The sequence below is a fragment of the Alcanivorax sp. NBRC 101098 genome, from assembly GCF_001010505.1.
GTDB classification, from domain to species: domain Bacteria; phylum Pseudomonadota; class Gammaproteobacteria; order Pseudomonadales; family Alcanivoracaceae; genus Alcanivorax; species Alcanivorax borkumensis.
The window spans coordinates 644,399-654,283 of record NZ_AP014613.1 but is presented as its reverse complement, the minus strand read 5'-3'; the positions used below and the strand labels follow the sequence as shown (position 1 = coordinate 654,283).

The window sequence follows — 9,885 nt, the reverse complement described above, 5'->3', positions numbered from 1 at the left end:
CTATCGGATTTTCAGGGTCGCCAGACCCACAAGTACAAGAATCACGGTGATGATCCAGAACCGCACAATAATCTTCGGCTCCGGCCACCCCTTCAGCTCAAAATGGTGATGAATAGGCGCCATGCGGAAAATCCGCCGACCGGTGAGCTTGAACGAACCCACCTGCAGCATCACCGATACCGTTTCCATCACGAACACACCGCCCATGATGAAAAGCACAATTTCCTGGCGGACGATCACCGCCATCACACCGAGCACTGCCCCCAAGGACAGCGCGCCCACATCACCCATAAATACCTGAGCGGGATACGCGTTGAACCAGAGAAAGCCCAACCCCGCCCCACACAGGGCAGCAGAAATAATCACCAGCTCACCGGCACCCGCCACATAGGGAATCTGCAAATACGTAGCGAACTCGGCATGGCCACCGGCGTAAGCAAAAATGCCCAGAGCGCCGCCCACCAGCACGGTGGGCATAATCGCCAGGCCATCCAGCCCGTCGGTGAGATTCACCGCATTGCTGGTACCGTTAATCACAAAATAGGTCAGCACGATGTAGAACCAGCCCATATTGATGGCGACGCTTTTGAAGAACGGCACGATCAACTGGGTTTCCACCGGGCTCTGCGCGGTGAAGAACAAGGCGCACCCAGCGCCGAGCGCACCAACAGACAGCCACAAATATTTCCAGCGAGCAGGCAGGCCCCGCGGGTTCTTTTCCACCACCTTGCGCCAGTCATCCACCCAGCCCACGGCGCCGAAAACAAACAACACACCCAAGGTGATCCATACAAAACGGTTTTCCAGGTCGCCCCACAGCAAGGTGGAAATAACGATGGCCACCAGAATCAGCGCGCCGCCCATGGTGGGGGTGCCGGCCTTGCTCAGATGGCTCTTCGGGCCATCATCACGGATCGCCTGACCCACCTGTTTTTCCTGCAGCATGCGGATCATGATCGGGCCGACCCAAAAAGCGATGAACAAAGCAGTGAGAACACTTAAGATGCCGCGCAAAGTGATGTACTGCACCACCAGAAAACCGCTGTGGTATTGCGCAAGATATTCAGCCAGCCAAAGCAGCATCAGCGTGCCCCCTGTGTGAGTGTGTGTTCTTGTGTCGCCAACAGCCTTACCACCGCTTCCATACCGGCGCTGCGCGACCCTTTCACCAACACAGTGCCACCTTGTTCCAGCACTGGGGCACTCCAATTCGCCGCCTGTTGATAGTCCTTAGCAATGTTTGCCGCTTCGCCATAGCCCCGTGCAGCTGCTGCTGCACCGGTCATCACCACCAAACCGGCAATGCCGGCCTGCTGAGCGTATTCACCTAATGCTTCTACCAGGCTGTCCGCCTGCGGGCCCAACTCACCCATTTCTCCCAGCACCAGCATTTGTGGTGCGGGCTGTGCGGCCAACCAGTCGATGGCTGCACGTACCGAGCCCGGATTAGCGTTATAAGTATCGTCAACCACCGTGCCGGTGCCGGCGGATTGAATATGCATCCGCCCAGGCACGGGCTTGAGCGCTGCCAGTCGCGGCAACACCTGAGGCAAACTAGCACCTAGCGCGCTGACCGCTGCGCAGGCCATCAGGGCATTACTCACCTGATGCGCCCCCGGCAGCGGGACAAGCACAGCGTCGCCCAGCGGCTGAAGTACGAACTCGGCACTGTCGCGGTGGAGGACAATGTTCTCTGCATACAGGTCGGCTCCGGCCCGTGTGCTTTCGTCCATACTCACCCGCACCACGGTCAACCCCGCAGCACGGGCTTTTTCTGCAAAAAAATCGGCAAAGCTATCATCGTTGTTCACGATCGCCTGACCGCCCTGCGTACAACCGGTAAAAATTTCTGCCTTGGCGTCGGCTATGCCCTGCATGGAGCCAAAGCCCTCTAGATGCGCCCCGGTTACATTCGTGACTAACACCACCTGCGGGCGCGTCAACGAACTGGTCCACGCAATTTCGCCCGGTGCATTGGCACCCAGCTCAATCACGGCATAACGATGCTCGGCACGCAGCCGCAGCAGAGTTAGCGGCACACCCACGTCATTATTAAAATTGCCATTGGTGGCCAAGGTACCTTCGCCCAACATGGTCGCCGCCATTTCTTTCACGGTGGTTTTGCCGGCATTACCGGTCACCGCCAGGCGGGGCATGCCGAACTGAGCGGCATAGCCACCGGCAAGTCGCCCCAAACCTTTACGGCTATCGGCAACCTGCACAACGTTGTCGAAACAGTCCTGCTCGTGCTCGACCAAAGCAGCAATCGCGCCACCGTTTTTGGCAGACGCTAGAAAATCATGGGCATCAAAGCGCTCACCGCGCAGCGCGGCAAACAGACAGCCGGGTTCAATATCGCGGGTATCGGTGGCGACCGCATTCACTTTCAAGTCGTCACCGTGCAGGGCACCGCCGGTCCACTGGGCGATCTGTGACAGCCACATCATTGTGCACCTCCCCGAGCGTTGAACGCCTTGTGGGCCAGATCGCGATCATCACTGGGGTAACGCACACCATTCACTTCCTGATAATCCTCATGGCCTTTGCCGGCAAGCAGAATCACATCGCCGTCACTGGCCGCCTGCACCGTATCCATCACCGCTCGATCACGTTCAACAATGATCTGCACTGACCCTGTGTCAGTGAGACCAGCGCACATTTCATCAATGATTTTTTGCGGATCTTCGCTACGCGGATTATCGCTGGTAAACACCACGTGGTCCGCGCCACGCTCAGCGACCGCGGCCATTTGTGGGCGCTTGCCGGTATCCCGGTCGCCTCCGCAACCAATGATGCAGAACAAGCGGCCAGCGAAGTGCGCACGACAGGCTTGCAGAGCTTTTTCCAGCCCATCCGGAGTGTGGGCGTAATCGACAATCACCGTGGGACAGCCAGCTTGCTGCACCGGTTCCATGCGACCGGGCACTGGTGTTATCGCAGCCAGAGCTCCAGCCAGTGAATCCGTGCTGACACCCTGTCCATGCAGAATACCGGCAACGGCCATCAGGTTGCTGAGGTTGAAACGGCCGAACAGCGGCAAAGTGACCGAGAAGGACTCTCCGCCTACGTTCAGTTCGGCATTGGTGCCTTCGGCGGTGAACGCCACAGACGCACAACGCACGGTGGCACCGGTCTGATCGCCGAAGGTCACACAGCGTACGCCATCGGCCAGGCAACCCACCAACGAATACGCCACCGGGTCGTCACAATTGATCACCGCCAACTTCACGCCGTCACGGGTGAATAACACAGATTTGGCTGCCAAATAGGCTTCCATGTCGCCGTGGTAATCCAGATGATCGCGGCTCAAGTTACTGAATACAGCCACCGACACCGGAGTCGGACCCAGCCGATGCTGATCCAGCGCATGGGAAGACACCTCCATAGCCACTGTATCGGCACCCGCCTCAAGGACTCGGGCTAAGCCGGCCTGCAGGGTAATCGGATCCGGAGTGGTATGGCCGGTAATCTGTTCATTATCTTTTAAGCCTAAGCCTAGTGTGCCGACCAGCGCACAGCGATGGCCCAGCGCATTCAGTGCATCACGCAGGAACCAAGTAATGCTGGTTTTGCCGTTGGTACCCGTCACACCCACCACATTCATGGCCGAGCCAGGCTCCCCGTACCAACGGGCCGCGAGCTCACCCACCGAACGGCTCAGACCGGGGAAATTCACCCGTGGCACCGCCTGCTCCTGCTGAACAGAAAATGTCTCTGCCTCAGCCAATACTGCCACCGCACCGGCAGCAATCGCCTGGCTGACAAACTGGCGACCATCGCTGGCCACGCCCTGCACGGCCAAAAAAGCATCACCGGGCATAACTTTGCGGCTATCGAGCTGTAACCCTGAAAGCACAACACCCGCCGCAGTAGCAGGCAGGGTGGTATTAGGCAGCAGTTGCTGGAGAGTCATCATGAGCGATCCTCCCCGTCCGGCCCGCCGGCCAGCAGCCCGTCAGGCTTGTCCGGTGGCACATGGAGCGAGCGCAACACGCCACTCATAATGCGAGAAAATGCCGGCGCCGCAACGAGCCCACCGTAATAGGCATCACCCGCCGGATCATCAATCACCACCACGGTGACAATGCGCGGGTCCGTTGCCGGGGCCAACCCAGCAAACAGACCAATATAGTTATCATCGGCGTAACCACCGTTCACCACCTTGTGCACGGTGCCGGTCTTGCCTGCCACCTGATAGCCTGGCACCTGGGCCCGGCGCGCGGTGCCAACACGACTGACCACCGTTTCCAACATCTGTACCAGCTGGCGAGCCGTCGCCTTGCCGATCACCTGCTCACCCTGCGGCGGCTGATCCACTTTCTTCAAGGTCAACGGCACTTTGACGCCATCGTTAGCGATCACCGCATAGGCCTGAGCCAACTGCACCGCAGAGACACTCAAACCGTAACCATAGGACAGGGCCGCTCGTTCAACATCGCGCCATTTACTGCGCAGCGGCAACAGCCCATCGCTTTCGCCAGGAAACGCAATGTGGGTGGATTGCCCGAAACCAAAGCGCTCCAGGTAGCCCGGCAATGCCTGCGAATCCATGGCTAACGCCAGCTTGCTGGTCCCCACGTTGGAACTTTTAGTGAGCACAGTGGTGATATCGATAACACCGTAATCACGGTGATCTCGAATCGTTTTGCTGCCCACCCGCAGTGTGCCTGGATGAGTATTAATGGTAGTGGACGGCGTGACCATGCCCATTTCCAACGCCGCCGCCACAGTAAAGGGCTTCATGGTGGAGCCTGGTTCGAACAGGTCAGTCACAGCGCGATTACGCAGCGCCCCGGTATCCAGGTTGCCACGATTATTGGGGTTGTAGGCTGGCTGATTCACCATGGCTAATACTTCGCCGGTGCGCACATCCAACACAACCGCACTGCCCCCTTTCGCATTAAATTTTTGTACCGCTCCGAGCAGTTCTCGGTAGGCCAGATACTGCAGGCGAAGGTCGATGCTGAGCGTGACATCTTCACCCGGTTCCGCCGGTTCCAGCACTTCGATATCCTGAATCACCCGGCCCAACAGATCCCGCACCACCTTCTTACGACCGGAATGCCCGGACAAATGATCTTCAAGAGCCAGCTCAATACCTTCTTGCCCTTGATCATCGATATTGGTGAAGCCCACCACATGGCTTGCCACTTCACCGGCCGGGTAATAGCGACGGTATTCTGTCAATGCATAGACACCGGGCACATTTAAACTCAACACTGTCTTGGCCGTTTCCGGTGCTAACCCCCGCTCCAAATAGATAAATTCACGGGACTTATGGCGGCGAACCTTGCGGGCAAACGCTTTCTGATCAATCACCGAATTACCGGCCAAACGCCCCCACTGATCCTGGTGCTCCATCGCTTCGCGGGGATTCACCCAGAGCGTCACCACCGGTGTACTCACCGCCAATGGCTTACCCGCACGATCACGAATTACACCCCGATGAGCCGCCAGCGGCTCCACCCGCAGGTTGCGGATGTCCCCTTGGTGGGCCAAAAAATCATGCTGAATAACCTGAAGATCCACCGCTCGAATTAACAACAGGCAGGCACACACCGACCAGAAGCCCAGCACAAAGCGCCAGCGCATCAGGTGATTCGGTTGCCGTATCTTGCGGGCCTGTTTCTTCATGGCCTGATCAGCACTCTCTCATTCGTCTTAGGTAACTTCATGCCCAGCTTTTCTCTAGCCAGGCGCTCCACCCGGGCGTAACTACCCCAGGTGCTGTGCTCCAACAACAATTGGCTCCACTGGGTTTCCAATCGAGTCTGTCGCTGCTGTAAACGTTGACTTTCATCCGTGAGACGCCGCGCCTGATGCACGCTATAACTGACACCCAGCGCAGACATCACGACCATCACGACCAATACGCGAATCATCCACGGCGCCGCCATCAGGCCACCTTCTCCGCAATACGCAGCACCGCACTACGCGAGCGCACATTCACTTTCAGCTCAGCCTTGCTGGCCCGCATGACCTTACCCACCGGCTCCAGCCGCTGAGGCAGTTCATCACCCAACGGCAGACCACCGCGCCCTTTCGGTGCCCGGCCGGAATGATCACGAATAAATAATTTCACGATCCGGTCTTCCAAAGAATGGAAGCTAATAATGGCGAGACGCCCGCCGATGGCGAGCGTCTCGAGGGACTGTTCGAGCACCTGATCCAGTGCATCCAGCTCCCCGTTTATATGTATTCGCAGGGCCTGAAAGCTGCGCGTCGCCGGATGCTTACCCTGCTCATTACGCCCCAGCACGGACTCGATCAAGTCGGCCAACTGCAGGGTGCGGGTAATCGGCTGCTCTTTGCGGGTTTCACAAATACGCTTGGCGATCCAACGAGACTTGCGCTCTTCGCCGTAGCGATACAGCACATTGGCGATATCTTTTTCCGCTGCGTAGGACAACCATTCGGCCACGCTCTCGCCTTGGGTCGGGTCCATGCGCATATCGAGAGGACCGTCACGCAGAAAACTGAAACCGCGCGCCGCATCATCCAGCTGTGGCGAAGAAACGCCCAGATCCAGCAACAAACCGTCAATCGGCCGACCGGCCTGCTCCACCGCTTGTGGCAGGCAGTCAAAGCGGCCGGCCATCATATGAAAACGGCTATCGCTAGCAGCCAATTGCTGGCCAGCAGCAATTGCTTGCGGGTCGCGATCAATACCGATAAGGCGACCGTTTTCACCCAGGCGCGAAAGCAAGGCACGGCTGTGGCCACCACGACCAAAAGTGCCGTCCACATAAAACCCTTCGCTCTGGCTGAACCACATATCCAGCACCTCTTCCAGCATTACCGGCTGGTGTGCGTACTGCGTGTCCTCGGTCGTCATCAGAACGACAGCTCCTGCACGCTTTCCGGCAACGCTGCCGGGTCCAGGGTGCCATCCACATCGGCCCAACTCTCTTCTTTCCAGATTTCAAAACGGTGCAGCTGGCCGATCAGCATGGCGCGTTTCTCCAAGTTAATTGCCGCCCGCAATTCCGGCGGCACCAACAAACGACCACTGCCGTCCATCTCAATTTCAGCGGCTTGGCCCAAGAAACGCCGTTTGAGCTGGCGAACCTGCGGGTTGGAGTCGCGCTGTTCAGACAGTTTTTTTGCGGTGTCCATAAATTCAGCACGCGGGTAGAGCGCCAGGCAGTCATCAAAGGGGTGCAGCGTAAGCACAAGCTGGCCACCGCACGTGTCGATTAACGACGCACGGTACCGAGTCGGCATGGTTAGCCGCCCTTTGGCATCCAGATTGAGTGCTGCGCTCCCAGTAAACACTGGCCATCCTCTTGCTCTTGGTTATGCGGTTCCTTCCTAGGCTTTTGCCCCACTTCATGACACCAGCCACCAGGAAATTCCCACTTTTTCCCACTTTCCACCACATTGAGACACTCTAGGGCCACAGCAAAGCTCAAGTCAAGCGTGACACACCGAAGAAACGTAAAAGAATTCCCAAAAAAATCAGTCTGTTAGGGGGCATTTAAACAGAATAGAACGAACAAGGAAGCGACGAACGGAGGGAGTTCCGTGATGAATCAGGGCGCTGGGACGCGCAGAAGAGAAAGCACTTTAAGTTTTAGATTAATTTGCTATTAACAATTGCATTTATATGCCGGAAAGAAATCACGTCACCCATATCTCGATGGCAGCCGGTAATTTCCACTATCCAGCAAGTCCACGCCGCACTCCAGCGACGCCAGCCAACCCAAAAAATGATCCACATTGGCGCCTTCAAAGTAACCACCATGCTGAGGCACAATCATTCGTGGCGCCAACTTGCGCACCATCGCCACCCACAGCCGGCAAGCTCGATTACTGGCCATGTAGCGCCGATGAAAACCCAACATGCTGTGACAGTGATCCGCAAAATTATCCACCTGCCCCTCTTCACCGTCCAGACTGGCTCCGATGTCCCCGGAGAAGAGAATGCCACTGAGCGGGTCATAGAAGCTGAAATTGCCCACCGAGTGCAAAAAGTGCGCCGGCAAAACCCACAACTCAGTGCCGGCAAACGGCAACACCTTGCCCTCATCGGCGACGCCCAAAATTCGCGCCTGCAACTGCTCACCCATCTTACCCGTCACATAGGACGACGCTAAATGCGGCAGAAAGCGGGACCACAGACGGCTAACCACCACCTGGCACCGGGTATGCATCAACCAGCGCGGTAATGACGCGATAATGTCCGGGTCCTGATGGGATGCCAAAATATAGTCCAAACCGTCTAAATTAACGCGACGGCTGAGGGCAATGGCCAAAGGGGTATAGGTAAGATCGCCGCCGGGGTCGATTAGCGCCGCCCGGTCGTTGTGGCGAATACAGAATTGATTCGCTTGCACTCCCTCGCCCACCACTAGGTCAGCAAAGCGCAGCACTTCGTGGCCATCTTCACTAAAGAGAGTATCAACTTGTGCCATGCTGGACTCCGCACCACGTAAGCGAGGCCGGTAGCCTAACAGCATGAAAAATCACCATAATGACGTACATCAACTTGCGCCCTTAACAGGCGATAGAGGCCATCTATGGCGGTAAAAAAGGTGGACCGGTCGATAAGCCGGGTTCTGTCGTGGACAGTCATTCATCTTGGGTTTGCGTCGCCACAAACCTCTAGCAACCTACCCGGATCCAGCGCGGGCCACGCCAACGGATCCCTATTTGGTTTTGCTCCGGGTGGGGTTTACCCTGCCACCACTGTTACCAGCAGCGCGGTGCGCTCTTACCGCACCTTTTCACCCTTACCGATTCCAACGCGAGGAAGGAAAAGGCGGTATCTTCTCTGTGGCACTAGCCGTAACCACACCGTTCCCAGTGTGGCCCCCAGGCGTTACCTGGCACCCTGCCCTTTGGAGCCCGGACTTTCCTCCAGCGGCCATTCTTTAAAAGAACCACCGCCAGCGACTGTCTAACCGGTCCGGGCGGGATTCTAGTCGTATGGGCGCCGGTAAGCCAGAGGCATAGGCGCAAGTTGCACGTTTAAAGTTGAAACACGACACGCAGCCCCAGGCAAACCCTCCTGCGCTCTTCAACCCATCTCTTCCAACAGCACATACAGTTCCTGCCGCTTCAACCCGGTATGGGCCGCCAAGATTTTTGCCACCCGCGACACCGGCAATTCCGCCAACAGCGTTTTGGCCAGTGCTTCGTCCTTTTCTGTCCATGCTGAGGAGTGGACCTGCGGCGACAACACCAGCACCAACTCACCGCGACGTTGATTACTATCCGATGCCACCCAGTCGCAGATTTCCGCCACCGGGCCACGCCGAATCGTCTCAAATTGCTTGGTCAGCTCACGGCATAGGGTAATTTCACGATCTTTTTCAACCAGCGATTTCAATGTTTCAAGGAAAGACAGCACACGGTGAGGCGCTTCATAAATAATGCTGGTGACGGAGAGGCCCGCCAGTCGCGCAATAGCCTGCTGACGCGTCGCCCCCTTGGCAGGCACAAAGCCCTCAAATAAGAAACGATCAGAAGGCTGACCCGCCGCAGCCAACGCCGCCAACAAGGCAGAAGCACCGGGAATCGGCACAACACTCACTCCCGCTTCCTGACAAGCGCGAACCAACCTGTAGCCGGGATCACTGATCAATGGCGTGCCCGCATCACTGATCAGAGCCCCCTGCTCACCACCCAGCAAACGGCTCACCAGTTCATCACTACGCTGGCTTTCATTGTGGTCATGACAACTAATCATGCGATTGCGTATACCTAGCTGATCAAGCATGCGCTGGCTGTGCCGAGTATCCTCTGCTGCAATCCAATCCACCGCAGCCAGTACGTCAACCGCACGACGGGTAATATCATCCAAATGACCGATCGGCGTACTGACAATAAACAAAATCCCGCTCATATTCGTGCACTACTCAAGTGTTAAGACGCCCGGAAAGC

At 57.2% G+C, this 9,885-nt stretch carries 9 protein-coding genes and 1 other RNA gene; all 10 read right to left on the bottom strand.

Annotated elements, in window-relative coordinates; translation table 11 throughout:
• The 10 genes from mraY to rsmI all read right to left on the bottom strand — a co-directional run bounded on the left by mraY (window position 1) and on the right by rsmI (window position 9,847).
• A complete protein-coding gene (gene mraY, locus AS19_RS03085) occupies window positions 1-1,083 on the bottom strand; it encodes a phospho-N-acetylmuramoyl-pentapeptide-transferase (RefSeq protein WP_011587881.1) in 1,083 nt (360 codons plus the stop codon).
• Window positions 1,083-2,447, bottom strand: coding sequence for a UDP-N-acetylmuramoyl-tripeptide--D-alanyl-D-alanine ligase (murF, locus tag AS19_RS03080; protein ID WP_046961682.1), 1,365 nt, complete (start codon window positions 2,445-2,447; stop codon window positions 1,083-1,085). Before murF ends, mraY begins: the two co-directional genes overlap by 1 nt.
• Complete coding sequence (locus AS19_RS03075) at window positions 2,444-3,916, bottom strand: UDP-N-acetylmuramoyl-L-alanyl-D-glutamate--2,6-diaminopimelate ligase (protein ID WP_011587879.1); 1,473 nt, start codon at window positions 3,914-3,916, stop codon at window positions 2,444-2,446. The genes murF and AS19_RS03075 overlap by 4 nt, the downstream gene beginning before the upstream one ends.
• Window positions 3,913-5,634: a penicillin-binding protein 2 gene (locus AS19_RS03070; RefSeq protein WP_011587878.1), complete on the bottom strand. Its 1,722-nt coding sequence runs from the start codon at window positions 5,632-5,634 to the stop codon at window positions 3,913-3,915. Before AS19_RS03070 ends, AS19_RS03075 begins: the two co-directional genes overlap by 4 nt.
• On the bottom strand, window positions 5,631-5,897 hold the full coding sequence (gene ftsL, locus AS19_RS03065; RefSeq protein ID WP_011587877.1) for a cell division protein FtsL: 267 nt from the start codon (window positions 5,895-5,897) through the stop codon (window positions 5,631-5,633). The genes AS19_RS03070 and ftsL overlap by 4 nt, the downstream gene beginning before the upstream one ends.
• The gene (gene rsmH, locus AS19_RS03060; protein WP_011587876.1) at window positions 5,897-6,835 is read right to left on the bottom strand and encodes a 16S rRNA (cytosine(1402)-N(4))-methyltransferase RsmH; all 939 of its coding nucleotides are present in this window, start codon (window positions 6,833-6,835) and stop codon (window positions 5,897-5,899) included. Before rsmH ends, ftsL begins: the two co-directional genes overlap by 1 nt.
• Entirely contained in the window at window positions 6,835-7,275 is a 441-nt protein-coding gene (gene mraZ, locus AS19_RS03055) for a division/cell wall cluster transcriptional repressor MraZ (RefSeq protein WP_011587875.1), read from the bottom strand. The genes rsmH and mraZ overlap by 1 nt, the downstream gene beginning before the upstream one ends.
• Before the next feature lie 350 nt (window positions 7,276-7,625).
• Window positions 7,626-8,414 carry an MBL fold metallo-hydrolase gene (locus tag AS19_RS03050; RefSeq protein WP_035460759.1) on the bottom strand — a complete coding sequence of 263 codons (789 nt, stop codon included), beginning with the start codon at window positions 8,412-8,414 and terminating at the stop codon, window positions 7,626-7,628.
• A gap of 117 nt (window positions 8,415-8,531) precedes the next feature.
• Window positions 8,532-8,911, bottom strand: an RNA gene (gene rnpB / locus AS19_RS03045) — RNase P RNA component class A.
• A gap of 108 nt (window positions 8,912-9,019) precedes the next feature.
• Window positions 9,020-9,847: a 16S rRNA (cytidine(1402)-2'-O)-methyltransferase gene (gene rsmI, locus AS19_RS03040; protein WP_011587873.1), complete on the bottom strand. Its 828-nt coding sequence runs from the start codon at window positions 9,845-9,847 to the stop codon at window positions 9,020-9,022.
• Window positions 9,848-9,885 lie beyond the last annotated feature (38 nt).

Coding starts and splice junctions, on each gene's coding strand:
- ftsL (WP_011587877.1), bottom strand. CDS start 5,897: ATGGCGGCGCCGTGGATGATTCGCGTATTGGTCGTGATGGTCGTGATG.
- murF (WP_046961682.1), bottom strand. CDS start 2,447: ATGATGTGGCTGTCACAGATCGCCCAGTGGACCGGCGGTGCCCTGCAC.
- AS19_RS03070 (WP_011587878.1), bottom strand. CDS start 5,634: ATGAAGAAACAGGCCCGCAAGATACGGCAACCGAATCACCTGATGCGC.
- rsmI (WP_011587873.1), bottom strand. CDS start 9,847: ATGAGCGGGATTTTGTTTATTGTCAGTACGCCGATCGGTCATTTGGAT.
- mraY (WP_011587881.1), bottom strand. CDS start 1,083: ATGCTGCTTTGGCTGGCTGAATATCTTGCGCAATACCACAGCGGTTTT.
- rsmH (WP_011587876.1), bottom strand. CDS start 6,835: ATGACGACCGAGGACACGCAGTACGCACACCAGCCGGTAATGCTGGAA.
- AS19_RS03050 (WP_035460759.1), bottom strand. CDS start 8,414: ATGGCACAAGTTGATACTCTCTTTAGTGAAGATGGCCACGAAGTGCTG.
- AS19_RS03075 (WP_011587879.1), bottom strand. CDS start 3,916: ATGATGACTCTCCAGCAACTGCTGCCTAATACCACCCTGCCTGCTACT.